The following is an 18,823-nucleotide window of genomic DNA, read 5'->3' as shown; positions in this document are numbered from 1 at the left end:
TCGATTTGAGGCAAAACAGCCTCTGATAATTCGACCTTTGTTCAGACTATTCCATTTATTGTTCGGATAGTTTAAGCTTAAGATAGGAGGTGGAGGAGATTGATTTATAAAAAAAGGAGTGCGCCACTGGAAATTGAAGGTTTGATTACATTGGGAAGGAGGATCTCAAAGGAGCATCCAATCCGAAGTGACATGATGAGAAGGTTATATAACCTGCAGGCCGGCTATAGTGGCGAGAAGCAATATGACCGGTATATTACCGAATTCAAGCCAGCTTATCCGTATGCGATTTTGCATGATATTTGTTTGAAAGAAGATAATATTTATTTCCAGATGGATTCGCTGTTGATTACCCCATCAAGGATTGTCGTAACAGAAGTGAAGAATTTGGCTGAGAAAATAATAGTGAAAACAAAGCCTCTCCAGTTTATCAAAGAAATGCAAACGGGCGAGCGGGTTCCTTTTCGAAGTCCAATTACTGAGTTGGACCGCAAAGTCCATCTGTTAAGGCGGTGGTTAAGTCACAGGCGCATTGACCTTCCCATTGAAGGCATTGTTACTTTTGCATACAATAACGAGTTGCAATTCGAGGAAGATCCCCCTGTCGATTTGATCTTCACGTATGAAATAGCTGCTTATCTACGTAAATTGACATTGGAGCGGGAAATCCTTGATAAGCAGACCATACATAAGTTGGCTAATGAAATAGTCAGTGCGCACCAGCCATTCAATCCCTTCCCGCTGAGTGAACGGTATTCTGTGAACCCTGAGGAAATTCTCCCGGGCGTACAATGTCCATCTTGCCATCTACTCTCTATGCGGTGGGAAAGACGAAGATGGAGATGTTTATCATGTGGCCAAATTGGTAGAAATGAGCACCGATTTGCTGTACAGGAATGGTTTTTCATAAAGAAAGACACAATAACCAATCAGGAGTTTAGAGATTTTACTCTATTGGATAACCGACATACGGCGAAATTATTGTTAGCCGGAATCCCCCAACTGAAGATGGTCGGTAAGAGTAAAGGAAGCTTTTACAGAATCAAATAAGGAGTTAGGGGGCTCTTCTGGAGGAGAGCTCTTTTTGAATTTATTTTCTGAATCAACCTAGTGCTCGTAAATGATTGTGAAGCAATTGTTTAATCGGCGAAGCGCTCGTATAGGCTTTCGAAGCACTCGTATACCCGGCACACCGCTCGTATAAGTTTTCGAACCACTCGTATCATCGGTCGAACCGCTCGTATAAGTTTCGAAGCACTCGTATAATCGTCAAACCGCTCGTATAGGCTTTCGAAGCCCTCGTATCATCGGCCGAACCGCTCGTATAAGTTTTCGAACCACTCGTATCCCCGGCGCACCGCTCGTATAAGTTTCCGAACCACTCGTATAATCGTCAAACCGCTCGTATAAGTTTCCGAAGCCCTCGTATTCCCGGCGCACCGCTCGTATAAGTTTCCGAACCACTCGTATAATCGTCAAACCGCTCGTATAGGCTTTCGAAGCACTCGTATAATCGTCAAACCGCTCGAATAAGTTTCCGAAGCACTCGTATAATCATCAAACCGCTCGTATAAGTTTCCGAAGCACTCGTATCCCCGGCGAACCGCTCGTATAAGTTTCCGAAGCACTCGTATAATCGTCACACCGCTCGTATAAGTTTTCGAAGCCCTCGTATAATAAGCGAACCGCTCGTAAATGATTTCGAAGCCCACGTATCCCCGGCGAACCACTCAAACGCGTCCATCGAATATTTCAACCTTCACAACATCTCCCAACAAACCCACACGTAATTTCCTTTTTCCCTCTTTCTCCCTTCGCATATCTCGCAAACTTGCCGCATACGATAAAGGAAGAAATGGAGCTGACAGGAAAGGAAGAGGGCGTGCACGAGCAAATTCGGAGGCGATGCGTGCGCCTCGGCAAAATGTTGCTGGAGACTGGACTTACCGTACGGGCACTGGCAAAAGCGACAGGCTACTCCAAAAGCACGGTCCATAAGGATTTGACGGAACGGTTGCCGAATGTCGATGTAGAGCTGTCGGAGGAAGTCGCCAAAGTTTTGGCCTATCATAAGTCTGTCAGACATTTAAGAGGCGGTGAAGCAACACGGATGAAGTGGATGAATGAACATAATAAGGCTCGGAATGGGTGAGATGAAGAGACGGGGACGCGAACATCCGGCGGATACCCTGTCTTTTTTTTTGTGTTGTCCGTAATCCAGCGGAACTGTTTTTGTCTCCATTAAGATAAGACTAAAAATAGGTAAAAAACGAAGGTCGCGCTCTCCAAATCCATATCAAAAGCATCCCTTTTTCCTCCATCTGAAATCGTGACGAAAATACTAAATTTCCTTTCAAAATATGGTGGAATTATATGTTCAATACAGTATGTCTATGCTACAATTATAAGTTAGTAGAGTATGTTCGAGACAAACATGTCCAAGATGATGGAAGGGGTATCGTGAAAAATGTTCGCTAAAGATATCGGAATTGACCTTGGTACGGCCAATGTGTTGATTCACGTGAAAGGGAAAGGGATTGTGCTAAATGAACCATCCGTTGTGGCGATAGACAAGCAGTCGAGTCGCGTGTTGGCGGTTGGGGAGGAAGCTAGTAAAATGGTCGGACGGACACCGGGCAATATTATTGCCATTCGCCCGATGAAAGATGGCGTAATTGCCGATTTTGATATGACAGAAGCGATGCTTCGGCATTTTATTAATAAATTGAACGTCAAAGGATTTTTATCCAAACCACGCATTCTGATCTGCTGCCCGACGAATATTACGAGTGTCGAGCAGAAAGCGATTCGCGAAGCGGCAGAAAAATCAGGTGGAAAAAAAGTCTACTTGGAAGAAGAGCCTAAAGTCGCAGCAATCGGCGCCGGCATGGATATTTTCCAGCCAAGTGGGAATATGGTTATTGACATCGGCGGCGGCACGACAGATGTTGCGGTCCTGTCGATGGGGGATATTGTGACGTCCCAGTCGATCAATGCCGCAGGCGATATGTTCGACAACGATATTATTCAGTTTATTAAGAAGAAATATAAGCTGCTCATTGGGGAGCGTACGGCGGAGTCCATCAAAGTGACAATCGGCACGGTTTTCCCAGGTAGCCGCAAGGAACAGATGGACATCCGGGGACGTGATATGGTGACAGGATTGCCGCGCACGATCACGATCCATTCGGAGGAAGTATTGGAGGCGCTGACGGAATCGGTCAGCCTGATTATCCAGTCGGCCAAAAATGTTTTAGAGAAAACGCCGCCGGAATTGTCCGCTGACATTATCGATAGAGGCGTTTTCCTGACAGGCGGTGGGGCATTGCTTCATGGCATTGATCAGCTGCTCGCAGAAGAATTGAAAGTTCCTGTTTTCGTTTCAGATAATCCACTAAGCTGTGTAGCCATTGGCACGGGGATTTTGCTTGAGAATATTGACAAGGTCAAAGGGCATTACTAATCAAACCACAAAGCCTCTCAAAAGGCTTTACTATACGAAGGAGGCGGACGCATGTTCCGTGGATTTTACACAGTCGGTTCCGGCATGATTGCCCAGCAACGCAGAACGGAAATGCTGGCTAACAATTTGGCAAACGCGAATACACCAGGATTTAAAGCAGAGCAGTCCTCCATCCGCTCTTTTCCGGAAATGTACATGTCGAGCATTAATGCCGCGCGCATTCCGACGAAAGAAGGATTACAGCTGAAAGGATTGTCTCCACTAGGACCGATCTCAACTGGCGTTTACATGCAGGAAACTCTTCCGCTTTTTGCGCAGGGGCAATTAAGAGAAACAGGATTGACGACGGATATATCCCTTGTGGACGGCGCTTTGCCGGTCGATCCGGAAAACGGCAAAGCCGGGGCGATCTTTTTCAGGTTAGCGAATGGCAATGGACAAGAAGTCTACACGAAAAACGGTAATTTCACGATGGATGCACAAGGCTACCTAACTAATCCGATGGGGTATTATGTCCTAGATTCAGCGGGACAGCGAATTCAGCTGCCAAATGACGACTTCCGTCTGACGAGCGAAGGCGATATAATGGTAGGGGAAACGACAGCTGCTACACTTGGCGTCGCATACGCAGCACAGCCGGAAACCTTGCAAAAACAAGGGAATGGCCTGTTTTCTGCTCAAGGCGGTAACTTGCCGGATGCGAGTGGCGTGGCGGGCGTCGGCTATTCATTTCAGCAAGGCTATTTGGAAGGATCGAATGTCGATGCGGGAAGCACAATGACAGATATGCTGGCGGCCTACCGGGCTTTCGAAGCGAATCAAAAAATCTTGCAGGCATATGATCGAAGTATGGAAAAAGCGGTCACGGAAATCGGACGGGTCAATGGATAATTGAGTAACACGGAGAGCCTTTACGTTCAGGCGTAAAGGAGAAAGGAGCCGGACTGCATTATGATACGAACTATGACAACCGCGGTCAACACGATGACGCAACTGCAACAGAATATAGATATTATCGGCAATAACCTCGCGAACTCGGCAACGAACGGCTATAAAGCGAGCGGAGCCAATTTTCACGAGATGCTGTACCAGCAGTTCAACAACGACAAGGCCGATACGGCGCAGCGCCAAACGCCAGCGGGCATACGCTATGGCGTCGGAGCGATGTTAGGCCCGGCCATGATGAACTGGAAGCAAGGTTCTTTGCAGGTGACAGGGCGGGATCTGGATTTCGCTTTGACCGAACCGAAGCAATATTTTAACTTGCTGATGCCAGGTGAAAATGGAGAGCAGACCGTGTATACGCGTCAGGGAAGCTTCTATGTTTCGCCGGTGGACGGCGGACGCCTCATGCTCGTGAACGGTGACGGTTATCCGGTCGCGGACAGCGCAGGGAATGCGGTTAGCTTCCGAGATGACGTAAAACAATATGCAATGCGTCCAGGCGGCGTGCTGGAAGTGACACAGAACAATGGAACTGTGGAAACGATCCAATTAGGAGTGTCCGTGATGGAGCGGCCGAACCTCATGTCACGCTTGTCAGACACGTTGTTCGCTCTGCCTGCCAATTTAAATGAACTTGGTGTGGCTGCAGGCGATGTAGTAACGGACTTAAACGGTGCAGATCGCGCAATCATTGGCATGGAAAATCAAAAACTGGAAGCTTCAAACGTCAATTATGAGAAAGAAATGACGGATCTCATCAATGTCCAGCGCTCCTACCAATTCAATGCACGGACGATCACATTGGCCGATCAAATGCTTGGTCTGATCAACAATATACGATGAGTTCTGATAGGGAGTCTTTAATATGTTAGATGAAAAACGGAATAATCCGGAATGGAATCAAACAAGTCAAGAGACCACGGTGAATTCCCGTGTGGCGGCTACACGAGCGGCCAGGAATCGACAGGGGAAAAAACCGGACACGGCAAAAGAGGAACGAGTCAAAAATAAATTTTGGGTTCAAGTGCGAATCCTTCCCATCTGGCTCCGCATTATCCTCGTCTTGCTCCTGCTAGTTGGAGCGGCAGTGGTCGGGGCCATGATCGGTTACGGGTATATCGGCGATGGCAATCCGGGCGACGTACTCAAAAAGGAGACATGGACGCATGTTCTTGATATTATGAGAGGAACTGGACCATAACCCAAACATTACATAGGCCAAGGAGAGACGGTACATGCTAACTGCACAACAAATACAAGAAATCCTTCCGCATCGTTATCCATTCCTGCTAGTGGATCGTATTTTGGAAATGGAAGAAGGAAAAAAAGCAATCGGAATAAAAAATGTAACGATTAACGAAGAGTTTTTCAATGGACATTTTCCAGGGTATCCGGTCATGCCGGGTGTGCTGATTGTTGAGGCACTTGCCCAAGTCGGTGCGGTGGCCATGCTTTCAATAGAAGAAAACCGCGGGCGCATCGGATTTTTTGCAGGAATCGATAATTGCCGGTTCAAACGTCAAGTGACACCTGGCGATACATTGCGCTTGGAAGTGGAAATCACAAGAATGCGCGGCATGATCGGCAAAGGCAAGGCAATCGCGACCGTTGATGGAGAAATCGCATGTGAAGCGGACATCACATTTGCCTTAGGCGACAAGCAAAAGAAGGAAAACTAAATTTGCGCACACATTAAAATTTCGTTACAATGAACATTGCAGTGTCTTTGCCGCGGTATTTAAAAAGACCGATGAAAAGGGATGAAGACCAGGCAAAATGGACTGGATGAATTCCAAAACGAGGGGAAAAGGCATCATTTTTTCATCCACCTTTTTACATACCACAACTGCAATGCACTTTACAGTGGGAGGTAACAAATAAGTTATGTTCAAAGATCTTTCTCCAAATATAAAAAGCAGCATCACCCGTTCCATTACACAAACGTTCGAACAGTACATGGCCAATATCGGGTGGAGTGAAGAAGAATACAGCATTGAGGATTTTATTGAAGAATGGCGTGAGTATATCACGACGAAAGCGCTCTGGTATTCAAAAATTCCGGATGAAGTCAAAATGGATCCTACGTTCCATGAAGACTTGGCCCAACGGATTAATGACGTGATTTATAAAATCCTGAATGAACCGCCATCCGATGAGCAAATTGCGGCTATCCAAACGATGCAGGAGCAACTCAACACGCACTATGAGTATGACTGTAAAGCAGAAGCCGTATTCATCGAATCGATTTTAAAAGAGCAAATTGAACAACAATAAAGAATGATGGATAGTTCCCTCTTTTTGAGCCAACCTACAAAGTATCATACAGGATATGTATGAGAAACGGCTTGTGGAAAGGAGGGAATTTTCATGTTCAAAAAAGTGATTCCAGTTCTATTCGTATCGGGAGTCGTATTGGCTGGCTGCGGAACCAACCACAATAATACAGTTCCGAAGAAAAACGAAACACCGATGGAGGCCTTGGAGAACCGAGATCTGACACCGCGTGTCTATGATGGCCAAACAGGACCTAACATGGATGGCATCAACACAGGTCAGGAGCGTTACAACAACCCGAATGGCGGTATCCTCAATGATACCAACCGTAACGGCTTGGACGGCCGCGTCAATGACCGTCATCTCGATATGAATGGTAATAATACCGTTCCGACTGAAGAAATCATCATCGAAGAGAACACAACGACCCCTTCCCCGAACAACGGAACAATGAACCGTAGAGGGAATAACAACCGCTAACCGCAAGCCGTGAAAGACCGCTCTTTTTAAAAGGGCGGTCTTTCTCAATGGAGAGGAATTTATGTTAGGTGCTTAATCGGAGAGTGCTCAACACCAACCCCCTAAATGGTCAAGTGCATGCAGCGCGATCAAATAAGCAAAATATTAACCATTGCCCGCGGACCAGCTGCTTCTTATGTACGCTCTGCCTAAGTCGCTCCCTTTACAGTTCGGCCAACTGCTCGTATTTCTTCGCGAACCGCTCGATTAATTGCTCCAACCGCTCGATTATTCTGCCAACCTCTCGTATATTTTTCCAACCGCTCGATTACCGCCGTAACCGCTCGTAAATCTTCCTCTACCTCTCATAACTTCCCCTGAACCGCTCGTATATTTTCACCGCCATTCCAATTCATCCAGCATCCTCCGAATCCAATAAAATTCCCAAACAAAAAACCCTCATAATAGAGGGTTCGGCCATCGATCAAGTTAAGTTGCGGTCCTTTTTCAAGCGCGGACGGGAACGCATGTCGTGTTCAAAACGGGCGAGCAGTTCTTGGCCGCTTAAGCCTTCGGTAATCAATTCTTCGAGTAAGTGCTCCGCGTATTGGGAACGAGCTCGCTTCAAACGCCCTTTCAGGAGCACGGAAATGTGATCGCCGATTTCTTGGACCGTGTCCACCGCGACTAAAAATCCAGCCGGCTCATTTTCCGGATAGGAGATGACGACGCGGGCTTCCAGCAATTCCTCTGTCGCTTTCCAATTCTCGAAAAGCTCCTTATATTCCTGATCAATGAACATTTCCAGAATCCACATCCGATGACTGTTTTCCTGGTTAATGATGATTCCGTCAATCAAAGGAAAGTCTTGGATTTGATTGTCTTGAAGCACTCCGACAGAGATCATTTTAAACGTCTTCAAACGCGCCACCCCACTCATTTTTCTTCGATTATACCATAGCTCCAAAAACTTTTTTGTAAATAGGGTAAAGTCTTATTATCACCGAAATGAAATAAATTAGGAAACCGCTAGGAGATAAGGCTTGTGAAGAGTTTGGTAATTAAATGCCAAAGAGAAAACTTGGAATTGAACCTTCAGGGTGTATGAAAACTAGGTTTTCACTATTTGGACAATTCATGGTCCTCTAGTATGATAAAGGCGACCTACGAAAGGGGGGAGACAAGTGAACCAAGTTGCACTCGTTGGGCGTATTACAAAAGACCCTATACTGAGAAGGTTGCCGGAGGGAAGACAGCAGTCGAGCTTCATATTGGCTGTCAATCGCAACTTCAAGAACCAAAGAGGTGAGGTCGAGGCTGATTTCGTATCATGCACGGCGTGGGGCAAATTAGCGGAGAACACAGTGAAGCATTGCGGCAAAGGCTCGTTAATCGGTGTCGGTGGAAGAATTCAGTCCCGTACATATGAACGGGAGGATAGGACCCGGGCATTCGTTACTGAGGTCATTGCGGACGAAGTGAGGTTTTTGGCTACAAAAAAGCGCGAGGACGAAAACCTATATGGGGAATCCGCAGACGGCCCGCAAAGTGAAGCTGCAAATGGGGCGGATGAAGAGTATGTAAAAGCGCATTTTCATCTGACCGAAAAGGAGAAGGAAGAATTGCCGATCTTTTGATGGGCAGCAAAGGAGGAGGGACGGAAACCGCTTGATCGTGGAATGAATTGAATATGAGGAATGAAATACGAGGAATGAAATAACTTGAGGAGAGTAAATACGTACCGGTTGGGGGACCGGTACGTATTGAAACAAACAGGAACCGTTTGAGCAGGCGGGTCCTGAAAACTATTAGGGGTAATAGTTAAACAGTTTACGCCAAAATTGAAACTTGGGGCGGAGATCGCTTCCGCTCCAAGTCATAAAGGGGAGGGGAGAAACCGTGGAACGACTTGAAAAGGGATTGATCCGAATGGAGCTGCAAGTAGGGCAACTCATCCGGATCGTAGCAAATATGAGCGAGCGGCTGGAACAGCTTGAGAAACAGGAACAAGGCAGGAAAGTGGTATCTCTACATACCAAGCGAGTGCGGGAGCCGATGCCATAATAAAAAAAGCCCCGGAAAAATCCGAGGCCTTACATTATCGTTCAAATGTCAACAAGTCATCCAATTCAGCATCGGACAATTCGGTCAGCCATTGACTCGATTGGATGAGATCGGCAGATAACTTCGCCTTCTCTTCCAGCATCTTATCAATTTTTTCCTCAATCGTACCGACCGTCACAAACTTATGCACATGGACAAATTTTGTCTGGCCGATCCGGTACGCACGGTCCGTCGCTTGATTTTCAACTGCCGGATTCCACCAACGATCCGCATGCAGAACATGATTGGCTTTCGTCAAGTTCAATCCGGTTCCACCCGCCTTCAAAGACAGGATGAAGATCGGGAACTCGCCGGCTTGGAAAGCGTCGACAAGTGCATCGCGCTGGCCTTTCGGCATACTCCCGGTCAAGAAAGGCACATCAATATCATACAGCTCGGATAAGCATTGGCGGATCAAGTTACCCATGCCGATATACTGAGTGAAAATAAGACATTGTTCGCCATTTTCTGCGATATCAGCAGCCATTGAAACGATTCGTTCCAACTTTTCGGAGCGCTCGAGCATCTGCGTAGCAGGCGCGTGAGGTTCTTTTAAGAAAAGCGCAGGATGATTGCAAAGCTGCTTCAACCGGCTCAACATCTTCAAAATGAGCCCTTTCCGTTCAAAGCCCGTCAATGTTTCCAGCTTGAATTTCGTATCATCAATAAAGCTTTCATATAAAGCGGCCTGCTCGGTCGTCAACGGGCAGTACTCATTTTGTTCCAGCTTCTTCGGTAAGTTCAATTGCAAATCCGGATCATTCTTCGTCCGGCGCAAAAGGAAGGGGCGGATCTTGGAACGCAGCTTCCGCTTCGTCAGCTCGGAATCATCCCGTTCGATTGGGATAATGAAGTCTTCTGTAAAACGACGGAAACTGCCAAAATAACCTTTATGAATGAAATCAAAAACTGCCCATAACTCGGATAGCCGATTTTCGATCGGCGTCCCGGTCAATGCGATATGGTGAAGTCCCGTTAATTTGCGGATCGCTCTCGACTGCTTCGTTTGCATATTCTTGATGTTCTGGGCCTCATCGAGCGTGATGCTTGAAAACGTAGACAATGCGAGCGTTTCTCCATCTTGCGTCGCAGTTCCGTATGTTGTCAAAATTACATCCGGACGCTTCTCTATTATTAGCTCAGCAAATTCTTCTTCTCTAGCACGAGACGGGCCGTAATGGATATGCACAGACAATTCAGGAGCAAACCGTTCCAATTCTTTTTGCCAGTTGCCCATCACGCTCGTCGGACAGATAATCAAAGAAGGTGGAGTATCCTCGCTTGTTTTCGCCTCCCGGTGAATATGGAGCAAGTAGGTGATGAGCTGCACCGTTTTGCCGAGACCCATATCATCGGCCAGGCAAGCGCCGAACTGATGCTCGCGCATGAAGACAAGCCAGTTATAGCCCTCCACTTGGTACGGACGCAATTCCGTGCGCAATAAAGGTGAAATCGGAACAGCGGGAAGCCCTTTTTTCGAGGAAACGATTTCGATGTAATCCTGCAAAGACTTTTGCAGCGTAAAAGAGAACAACGGATCAACCGGTTCTTCATCTAACTCGAGCGGGCTGATTTCTTCCGGCACATCCTGAAATAACAGGTCTTTTACTGTCCATTCTCCGGCATCTGCGCGATCCATTAATTCCCGGATTCGTTTCAACCAGGTGGGATCCAGATGGAACCACTCGTCGCCTGCCCGGATATATTCCCGGTTTTCATCGACGAGCTTGCGGAATTCATCCTTGTCCATCTCTTTGCCGGCAAGGGAGAAATTCCAGTCAAAAGAAAGCACTTCATTCAATCCGGCAGCTGAACGATAAGACGCAGTCCCGGCGCTTGTGCGCACGCGCATTTTCGATTCAGTCACCGATTTGAGCCAAGCAGGCAGAATGACAGGATATCCGAATGATTGAAATAAAGGCAGGTCTTCCTGAATGAAGAGCCTCACATCGGCATCGCTCATTTGCTGGGAAAGGAATTTTCCGTCGGGCGAAGCGTCGACAGATCGTAAAAAGGATACGATTTCATTTTGCCGCTGAACAATCGCCTCATGGAGGTCGGCCCATTTAGGCGGCAGCGCGTCTGCAATTGGTGCATTCCGTTTGCGGACGGCGGGAGTCCAATGGGTACCGCGTTCGTTGACGAGAACCGTCTCCAGCAGCCATTCCGAATCCGCATCTTCCTCCGGCTCCGTCAAGCGGAGTGCCACTTGTATTGGCAAATCCCCAGCGGGTCCCTCTGGCCAGCCGTATTCTCTCAAATGCGCCAGCAGAGAAGGTAATTGGTCGCTTCGTATCCCTGTTTCCATCACTTTTTCAAGAAATGCATCTCGAAGGATGTCAGCTGTTTGACCATTAATGCCAAGCTCCATCTCATCAAATACCGGTATGCTTTCTTCGTTCAGGCGAATGGACTTCCAAAGTTCTTGGTTTTTCCATAAGTGTGCCGCTATCTTGAAGTCTTCGATTTGAAGAGCATCTTCTTCTGTCCGCCCGGAAAAAATGGCGAAAGGGTGGGCGTTTGGATCGAGAAACACTTGGAGGAATTCGCTTGTTTTTAGCAATAAAGCATTGCCTTCCGATGCAACGAGCAAGCCAAAGAGAGCCTGTTGATTATTGAAAAAGAGATAGGAAGCCAGTTTATCAGCAGAGACAGGCATCGCGTCATCTAACGCAGAAATGGCATACCGGCCGGGTCCTACCTGCTGAACTGACATCTTCAACTGGATTTGCAGCAAATTCATGTTTGTCATAAGTTCAGATTCCCTTTCTCCATCTCTTCATTCAATGCTCGAAGCCTCCGATACTGATCACGAACTGTATCGATGTAGCGGTTCCAAAAATCGATTTGTCCGGCTTTTTTCGCACAAGTGCGCATCCTTTTGAAAATCCGGACAGCCCGGCGATAACTATGCCGGTTCTTCTCACCAATAAACCGCATGGCGTACGTATGGAATAAAGGCATGACGGCCATTGGATCTTTCTGGCTCACCAAACGGAACGTATCCGAATCAATGGAATCGAAGGATACGTCAAAACGATGCATGAGTGCAGACCATTCGGCGAAACGCTCCCGTTCAATGAGGAAATCAGCGTACACGGGCACCGAGGCCATTCCATAATTCATAAACATCCGTTCGCGCTCTTCTCCAGAGAAGTCGGCTTCTTCCAGCAAGCCGTCAATCTTCCGAATGAAGTTCAGTCGGTTCCGGAAGGGGACTTCAGACTTGTAGTACTTTGCAATATGCGGATAAATCGTGTTCATCACCGTATTTAGCGCATCCATCATTTCAATCGACAAACAGTAATCTGCAATCGGAAGCCAACAATCGATCCGTTCGCCGCCTTCACGCAGTGCGATTTCCTCCAGTTCCGCCTGGTTGTTTTGAATTAAATGCAGCGCAAATTCAAGAAAAACCTTTTCGCTGGCTGTCTCTTGCTGAAGATGCAGACGCTCTTTTTCGCGGGCAGCGTTTTCAGTAAAAAGCTTGTCCCAAAGAAGGATGTAGGTGAGGATCCGTTCTCGGAAAAGACCCTGATGCCCAAGCACCATGCCGCGCAATAGTTCCTTCGCCTTTTCATAGAAGGGATCTGTTTCAAACAATTTCGGCCGTGAACCGAGTGATTTGACGACTTTTTGTATCTTTTCAAACTGAGATCTAATCCAAGCGAGCAGCTGCCATTCAGGATAATGCTGTGCATCCCCTGTAATGAGGTCCATATTCTTCTGCAAATAGGGCATGGCCGCATCAATAAGGAGAAGCTGGTAATACAGTTCAAAAAGCGGCTTCCACTCATATTCAAAAGGGGATAGCGGAAGCATCCGTTGTCCTGCCTGATCGGTTTCATGCAGAAACACACTCGCACTTTCAGAAGGCGACATGGCACGTATCGGATCCATGAGCCTACCGAGGACACTGATCCAGGCTTCCGGCGTCCGTTCGGATATTTTTAGCGCCAACTGCTGAACCTCAGACTGCCTCCATTCCTGCAGCCATTCGCTCAATGAATTGAATTGCATATATAAATGGAACGCCACTGCAACAATGTGTTCGCATATTCCTCTAGTGCGGCATGTGCAGTTCGCACCCGATTTCTCAAACGCCAGACGTACCGTGAAGGGAACGAGAGAGGAAATAGTGACGACCACCTCCTCATTAGAGTAGGTGTATTGCTGGACAGCCCCTTGCCTGACGAGATGAACAGCATGCTGGACAATAGCTGCTTCCTTTTCGACCGAGGGACGGCACGTCTCTTTTATTACATTCATTAATTCTTCAATATCTTGTTCATGCAAATAAGACACACGTTCAGCTGTTAGGTGCATCTGATCACTCCCTGAACTTAGCATTCCCTCCATTATAATGGTTCCAGATACGAAACGTAAATGAATACATTCGAATAGAGGTGACCAAATGGAAAGTTTCGTACTGTACGTACACGATTTACAGGCAAGGCTTTTTCTTCAGCAGATACAGGATGCCGCTGTCCAAGAGTGGAGCAGGCCGTATGGAAGCCGGTCGAGGCATCTGCATTCAATTCTAGTCGATCTAGAGACAAATCATATTGTGATCCGGAAGCGGACGAATGCACCTTTCGATATGAACAAACGAATTGTCGACCGCCTAGCGGAACTGAACATCGGCACGAAGCCGAGACAAATGACCTTGTTCTTAAACAATCCGCCAGCGCAGAAGACAACTATCTTCAAATAACGAGATCAAAACTGCGCCGTATGAATAAAATAGAAACATATCATTCACAAAACAGTTCGTCCTATGATAGAATGGTATTAATAATCGGAATATTCAATACGGAGGGAGAACGATGTTATCAGTACAGCGCATGATGCCGTTTTTTACTAGCCAAGAAGATTTCCGCCTGCGTTTGGTGTTTGCGTACCAATATTTTTCGATTATCAAAGGAGGCGAAGTGTATCAATTCGTCCCTACAGAGGGAAAAGAAATTGTTATCAACATGAAAAGTCTACAAGTTGAGAATTTAGGTGAAGTATTCGTCTTTCAACGTGGCACCCGTTTTCTACGCCTGCCACTCTACCAGCTTCTACTAATTTCTGATTTGCACTTGCATCTCTCTTCTATGCTGGAAGGCACATTCAATGTAGAGATGAAAATACCGGAAGTGGTGGTAGAAGAAACGAAGAACATCGTCGCCGAACTGGAAGAAACCAATAAAATGAGGATGATCGATTATGCCCTCGAAACCAACAATCGTACTCTATTTAACGAACTGACGGAAGGAATGCACGAATGGTGAATACTACAACGTGAAAACACTTATCGGAAAAAGATGCCGATAAGTGTTTTTTTTAGTTTCCAAGCGGGTAAAGAGATGAGAAAACGCTTGCTTGGCTGCTAGTATGTCTACGTAGTTAAAAAGTGCAGGGCTAAGATGAAGAGAGTGGAACCGGTCAATCCGAAAACTGTGTCTTTCCAGGTGAATCGATAGAAATCCTCCTGATTCATTCACATCTGCTCCTTTGTCGATTTCCCGGGAAATAAAAAAGGTCTCTTACAGGAAATCTAGCGTGTTATTACAGAATGTCCAAAGGCTATACAATTTATTCCTGAAAATAGTAAGAATGATTCCATCTCTTCATTGAAAATCTATATATATTTGATAAAGTAGGAGATACAGGATTATACAAGGTTCGGCATAGAAAGGATTGTCGCTATGTTTTTTGATTTTAAGTTCTGGCACTATCTGACCAGGCCACACGAGCTTGCGGTAAGCCTCCAGACAGCCACGATGCGCAAATACGGAAGCCGTGTCTTTTTCGTTATTCTTGCAGGGCTGTTCATCTTTGCCTGCCGAAACATTTGGGGAATGGGAACGGAGGCGCTGACGCCATTACTCGCCACCATGTCACTGGAGGATTATACGCTAGCGCGAATCGCCTCGCTTGCAGGCATGCTCATTTGGGCTATTCTTTATATTGCTTTTCACTATTACGGGATCGCATACATACTCAGTTTGATTACATCCATTCCTTTCAGAAAGTTGCTGCCGCTGCAATTGCTCGTTACCGGGCTCTTGCTCATGGAGAAAGCGCTTGTCTTTTTTGTGTTCGCTGTAAAAGGTGCAGCGGCCGGTGTTTCTTTCTTGTCTTTCGGTCCTCTTGCTGCGACAGTTTTGGAAAACTGGTATTTGATTCTCTTTTTAAATCAGTTGACGATTACCGGAGCACTCATCATCGCCTTGCAATATCAGTACATTCGCAGTTTTGAAGGCATGAGGGAGCAACGCCATCTGCTTTGGACGTTGTTCGGCATTCATTTGATCATGGCATTCATCACTGCCGCTGTTGGTTTTATTCCATTCGAAACGCTCTATGATAAAGTGGTCGGAGGTGGGAGCTGATGAATAAACGCCTATCGATCTCCATTGCCTTTGTCATCAGCCTGTTCATTGCGGTCAATGCCTTTTTATTGTTCTCTAAAGAAAGCAAAATTCAAAAGTCAGTTTATGTTTCAACCTATGAGCGTATGACGGAAGGCCACTACGAGGAGCAGCTCGCAAAAGAAGGCCTTGTCGCGCCTGCCGAATTATACACCGTTTATGCTGGAAGTGATGAGGCGATCGATACATGGCTTGTCCAAGAAGGGGACCAAGTAGCAGTCGGTGACGAACTCGCTTACTTGCAATCCGAAAAAGCCGACTCTCAAATTGCTGCTTGGGAAGCGGAGGAAGAAGGCCTGCTAGAACAACAGCTTAGCGTAGAAAATACATTATCGGAACTGCAGTCCGAACGGGCAAGCAGCAGCCGGAATAACGGAACTAACGTTACGACATCCGAATCACCGGGTGGAGAAGAAGTTGAGTTGAACGTCAATGTCCAAGTCGATGTCCAACAAGACGGGGCCTATGCCCAAGCCATCGCAGCAGCGGAACAGGAATTAGCCGAGATTGACCGAAAGTTGGCGGTAGTCCAGACCCAGCTTTCACAGCCGTCCTCGCGCGCAGCCCTTATCAGTCCGATTGATGGAATCGTCTCGGACGTCAACCGGCATGGATCAATCGTGTCCGTTGACATCTGCACGGCGGAGAAGCAAATAGTAACCTATGCCAACGTGAAGGATTGGCAAAAAATCGAAGTGGGGGACGAAGTCGTAATTCAACAGGATGGCATGGAGTCGCCGATGGAAGCGAATGTCCTGTCTGTATCGGAAGTGCCGGCTCCCGAATCCAAATGGAAGCAGGCATATGCCGAGCTGAACCCGAAAAAAGCGAAAAATCCACTCGAATATTATGAAGTCCGCGTGTCCGTTGATTCAGCAGAAATTCCATTCGGAGCCAATGTGAACACGTTCATTGTCGTCAATGAAGCTGATGCCGTCGCCATTAAGCAAAAATGGCTGACCAATGTGGACCGCCAAACGGCCACTGCATTCAAAATTGACAAGAGTGGAAACGCCATTCCCGTCCAGCTGACCATCCCGTTCAACTATTACGACCGGGCTGTCGTGTCTGAAGGACTGGCCATTGGCGATGTTGCTTTGGACGAACGAAATCTGCGCGAGTATGACTTGCCGACAAGAATCTTCCTGCCGATGCCCCTGGAGCTTCCATCCAAAACAGCTTGGAAGTCCTTCGGGTGGAAAAATTATATGAAATATATGTTTATCGAATAAAAGCGGTTTTCCCTTTGCTGGGAGCCGTTTTTTTTCATTTGTTTTGCTTGCCACTTTCATTTTTACTTTCATTTTTATACAAGTATTCGTCTCTACATCAGAACAAGAAACCACTGCTTGCAACAAAACGCCCAACACAAACCGATCCGCCAAGAAAACAACAGCCACTTCCATGAGTCAGCAAACTTCGGGGCGTGAACGAAAAAAGGCGAAAAGTTTTCAGCTCAAAACGGAAACTTGGGGGTCTAATTTTTCATCCAATTGATATAATAAAGAGACATTGCGGGGAAGGAGCACGGGATGATGAAACAAAAATTCTGCATTGCACTTATTTTATTATTTATTTGCGGGCTGCTCCTTGGAACAGGGACGAACGCAGCAGCGGCATCTCAAGGAAACCCTTCCTCACAACGGCTGATTGCACTGCATGATCGGATTTTACCGATAGAGGATGTCCGTGTGGTGGACGGGGACACCAAAGTCCCGTTACAGGACTTAGCGAAATACCTGTACTTGCCCGTTGAGGTTGTGGAAGGTGTAACGGTCATCCAAAAAAGGGGAATGGAATTCCGTTTCGATCCGGTTACCGGCATTACAACGAAGGATGGAAAAGAGCTGTCCTGGTCGCCAATCCGGGAGATCGATGGAACGACCTACGTGAGTGTCAAATACATCGCCAAAGAGATCGGCTTTGAATTGGACTTCTTTCCACAAGAAAAGACGATCCGCATTTTTAGGGAAGATTACAAGCACTCCGAGTACGACGCTTTTCAACAGGCCATCCAGCATTATCGCTTGGAGCAGCAAGAGGCCGCCAAGCCAAAACCAAAACCGGTGAAGCCAACAAAGCCGACAAAGCCGGAAACAGCCAAGAAGAAACCGAATGTCTACCTGACATTTGACGACGGGCCAAACCAATTCACGACGGTCAACTTGAAGACGTTGAAAGAACAAGAGGTGCCGGCGACCTTCTTTTTCCTCGGCAAACATATGAAAAAGAACCCATCGATTGTCAAGGCCGCCGCAAAGGATGGCCATTATATCGGTTCCCATAGCATGACCCATGACAAAGAGCTTGTGTATAAATCCACCGACTCATTCATGAATGAAATGAAAGAAAGCACACAGCTCATTCAAAAAATTACTGGAAAAAGCACGAAACTGGTTCGGGTGCCCTATGGCAGCAAGCCTCATGTCACACCCGATATGCAAAAGCAGCTGGCTGCAGGCGGCTACAAAATGTGGGACTGGGACGTCGACTCCAATGACTGGCGATTCACAGATGACGAAACCGAGAAAATCATCGCCAATGTAAAAGAGGGAGTCGCCAAAGCGGAGAAGGCAGGTGACCGCGACATCGTCATCCTGATGCACGATCGAAGCCAGACAACCAAAGCCCTCCCCGCCATCATCGAATGGCTGAAGGAAGAAGGCTATACGTTCAAAAAATACGAATCGGATCATCACGTCGTAAAAAACTTCCTGCAAGACAAGGCTTTATAGAACCGTCCCCGTGACGGTTTTTTCTTTTGGCAATATACCCATACACGTTTATGCGTGGCAAACCCACCTGAATTGTAGTCAAGCGGTGATAGAACGGTGGCCTCCTTGCTCTATCTCTCTCTAAAAAGAAAGAATCTATTAAATCAACCACAACGTAAGAATCAACCCCTCGATTGTTAAAAGTATTCCACGCGTACGAATACATTCAAATACCCGACCATTTCCCCGCGAAACCTTCCTCTTACGCCAACCCGTGCATGACTTCCTTAAGACGAGCATACCCCCTTCATATTGAGCAAAAGAAGCTTACTCTCGTGCATACCCCCAAACATAATCTACCTGCAAAAAGATAGAATCTATCAACCCCCTATCCCGCCTAGATTCAACGAGCGCTACACGCAAAACAAAACATTCCCCAAAAAAGC

General features: G+C 46.8%; 21 protein-coding genes. 16 read left to right on the top strand and 5 right to left on the bottom strand.

What is annotated here, in order from left to right:
• Window positions 1-99 precede the first annotated feature (99 nt).
• Window positions 100-1,050 (top strand): nuclease-related domain-containing protein, encoded by a 951-nt coding sequence (locus ACSW3C_RS09500; RefSeq protein WP_486562308.1) that lies wholly within the window; start codon window positions 100-102, stop codon window positions 1,048-1,050.
• Between the two features lie 219 nt (window positions 1,051-1,269).
• Here the strand turns inward: ACSW3C_RS09500 and ACSW3C_RS09495 are convergent, their stop codons facing one another.
• Window positions 1,270-1,464, bottom strand: a complete 195-nt coding sequence (locus ACSW3C_RS09495; RefSeq protein ID WP_486562307.1) for a hypothetical protein — start codon at window positions 1,462-1,464, stop codon at window positions 1,270-1,272.
• 11 nt (window positions 1,465-1,475) lie between these two features.
• On the bottom strand, window positions 1,476-1,730 hold the full coding sequence (locus ACSW3C_RS09490; protein WP_486562306.1) for a hypothetical protein: 255 nt from the start codon (window positions 1,728-1,730) through the stop codon (window positions 1,476-1,478).
• 152 nt (window positions 1,731-1,882) lie between these two features.
• Here ACSW3C_RS09490 and ACSW3C_RS09485 point away from each other — a divergent pair, with 152 nt between their 5' ends.
• The 8 genes from ACSW3C_RS09485 to ACSW3C_RS09450 all read left to right on the top strand — a co-directional run bounded on the left by ACSW3C_RS09485 (window position 1,883) and on the right by ACSW3C_RS09450 (window position 7,162).
• A complete protein-coding gene (locus ACSW3C_RS09485; protein ID WP_238080940.1) occupies window positions 1,883-2,152 on the top strand; it encodes a sporulation transcriptional regulator SpoIIID in 270 nt (89 codons plus the stop codon).
• Between the two features lie 315 nt (window positions 2,153-2,467).
• A complete protein-coding gene (mreB, locus tag ACSW3C_RS09480; RefSeq protein ID WP_486562305.1) occupies window positions 2,468-3,463 on the top strand; it encodes a rod shape-determining protein MreB in 996 nt (331 codons plus the stop codon).
• 51 nt (window positions 3,464-3,514) lie between these two features.
• The gene (locus ACSW3C_RS09475) at window positions 3,515-4,354 is read left to right on the top strand and encodes a flagellar hook-basal body protein (RefSeq protein WP_486562304.1); all 840 of its coding nucleotides are present in this window, start codon (window positions 3,515-3,517) and stop codon (window positions 4,352-4,354) included.
• A gap of 60 nt (window positions 4,355-4,414) precedes the next feature.
• A complete protein-coding gene (locus ACSW3C_RS09470; RefSeq protein ID WP_486562303.1) occupies window positions 4,415-5,251 on the top strand; it encodes a flagellar hook-basal body protein in 837 nt (278 codons plus the stop codon).
• A gap of 22 nt (window positions 5,252-5,273) precedes the next feature.
• Window positions 5,274-5,609 (top strand): DNA-directed RNA polymerase subunit beta, encoded by a 336-nt coding sequence (locus ACSW3C_RS09465; RefSeq protein ID WP_486562302.1) that lies wholly within the window; start codon window positions 5,274-5,276, stop codon window positions 5,607-5,609.
• Between the two features lie 34 nt (window positions 5,610-5,643).
• On the top strand, window positions 5,644-6,087 hold the full coding sequence (fabZ, locus tag ACSW3C_RS09460; RefSeq protein WP_486562301.1) for a 3-hydroxyacyl-ACP dehydratase FabZ: 444 nt from the start codon (window positions 5,644-5,646) through the stop codon (window positions 6,085-6,087).
• Between the two features lie 205 nt (window positions 6,088-6,292).
• Window positions 6,293-6,682, top strand: a complete 390-nt coding sequence (locus ACSW3C_RS09455; protein WP_238080933.1) for a hypothetical protein — start codon at window positions 6,293-6,295, stop codon at window positions 6,680-6,682.
• A 93-nt stretch (window positions 6,683-6,775) separates the two neighbouring features.
• Window positions 6,776-7,162: a hypothetical protein gene (locus ACSW3C_RS09450; RefSeq protein ID WP_486562300.1), complete on the top strand. Its 387-nt coding sequence runs from the start codon at window positions 6,776-6,778 to the stop codon at window positions 7,160-7,162.
• Window positions 7,163-7,625: 463 nt separating this feature from the next.
• On the opposite strand, the gene ACSW3C_RS09445 is transcribed toward ACSW3C_RS09450, so the two are convergent.
• A complete protein-coding gene (locus ACSW3C_RS09445) occupies window positions 7,626-8,063 on the bottom strand; it encodes a YwpF-like family protein (protein WP_486562299.1) in 438 nt (145 codons plus the stop codon).
• Window positions 8,064-8,325: 262 nt separating this feature from the next.
• On the opposite strand from ACSW3C_RS09445, the gene ACSW3C_RS09440 reads away from it, so the two are divergent.
• A complete protein-coding gene (locus tag ACSW3C_RS09440) occupies window positions 8,326-8,778 on the top strand; it encodes a single-stranded DNA-binding protein (protein ID WP_486562298.1) in 453 nt (150 codons plus the stop codon).
• A 262-nt stretch (window positions 8,779-9,040) separates the two neighbouring features.
• Complete coding sequence (locus ACSW3C_RS09435; RefSeq protein WP_486562297.1) at window positions 9,041-9,205, top strand: hypothetical protein; 165 nt, start codon at window positions 9,041-9,043, stop codon at window positions 9,203-9,205.
• Between the two features lie 34 nt (window positions 9,206-9,239).
• Here ACSW3C_RS09435 and ACSW3C_RS09430 read toward each other — a convergent pair whose 3' ends face one another.
• Together ACSW3C_RS09430 and ACSW3C_RS09425 are read right to left on the bottom strand one after the other, a co-directional pair.
• A complete protein-coding gene (locus tag ACSW3C_RS09430; protein WP_486562296.1) occupies window positions 9,240-11,996 on the bottom strand; it encodes a DEAD/DEAH box helicase in 2,757 nt (918 codons plus the stop codon).
• Entirely contained in the window at window positions 11,993-13,570 is a 1,578-nt protein-coding gene (locus tag ACSW3C_RS09425; protein ID WP_486562295.1) for an SWIM zinc finger family protein, read from the bottom strand. Before ACSW3C_RS09425 ends, ACSW3C_RS09430 begins: the two co-directional genes overlap by 4 nt.
• Before the next feature lie 88 nt (window positions 13,571-13,658).
• Here ACSW3C_RS09425 and ACSW3C_RS09420 point away from each other — a divergent pair, with 88 nt between their 5' ends.
• The 5 genes from ACSW3C_RS09420 to ACSW3C_RS09400 all read left to right on the top strand — a co-directional run bounded on the left by ACSW3C_RS09420 (window position 13,659) and on the right by ACSW3C_RS09400 (window position 18,398).
• Window positions 13,659-13,958: a hypothetical protein gene (locus ACSW3C_RS09420; RefSeq protein ID WP_486562294.1), complete on the top strand. Its 300-nt coding sequence runs from the start codon at window positions 13,659-13,661 to the stop codon at window positions 13,956-13,958.
• A gap of 112 nt (window positions 13,959-14,070) precedes the next feature.
• On the top strand, window positions 14,071-14,520 hold the full coding sequence (locus tag ACSW3C_RS09415; protein WP_238080925.1) for a transcriptional regulator: 450 nt from the start codon (window positions 14,071-14,073) through the stop codon (window positions 14,518-14,520).
• 417 nt (window positions 14,521-14,937) lie between these two features.
• Window positions 14,938-15,624, top strand: coding sequence for a hypothetical protein (locus ACSW3C_RS09410; RefSeq protein ID WP_486562293.1), 687 nt, complete (start codon window positions 14,938-14,940; stop codon window positions 15,622-15,624).
• Window positions 15,624-16,895, top strand: a complete 1,272-nt coding sequence (locus ACSW3C_RS09405; protein WP_486562292.1) for an efflux RND transporter periplasmic adaptor subunit — start codon at window positions 15,624-15,626, stop codon at window positions 16,893-16,895. The genes ACSW3C_RS09410 and ACSW3C_RS09405 overlap by 1 nt, the downstream gene beginning before the upstream one ends.
• 303 nt (window positions 16,896-17,198) lie before the next feature.
• The gene (locus tag ACSW3C_RS09400; RefSeq protein ID WP_486562291.1) at window positions 17,199-18,398 is read left to right on the top strand and encodes a polysaccharide deacetylase family protein; all 1,200 of its coding nucleotides are present in this window, start codon (window positions 17,199-17,201) and stop codon (window positions 18,396-18,398) included.
• Window positions 18,399-18,823 lie beyond the last annotated feature (425 nt).

It is taken from the genome of Sporosarcina sp. AD_1 (genome assembly GCF_057373025.1).
Note: the sequence above shows the minus strand (reverse complement) of the source record. Positions and strands in the feature narration are given on the sequence as shown.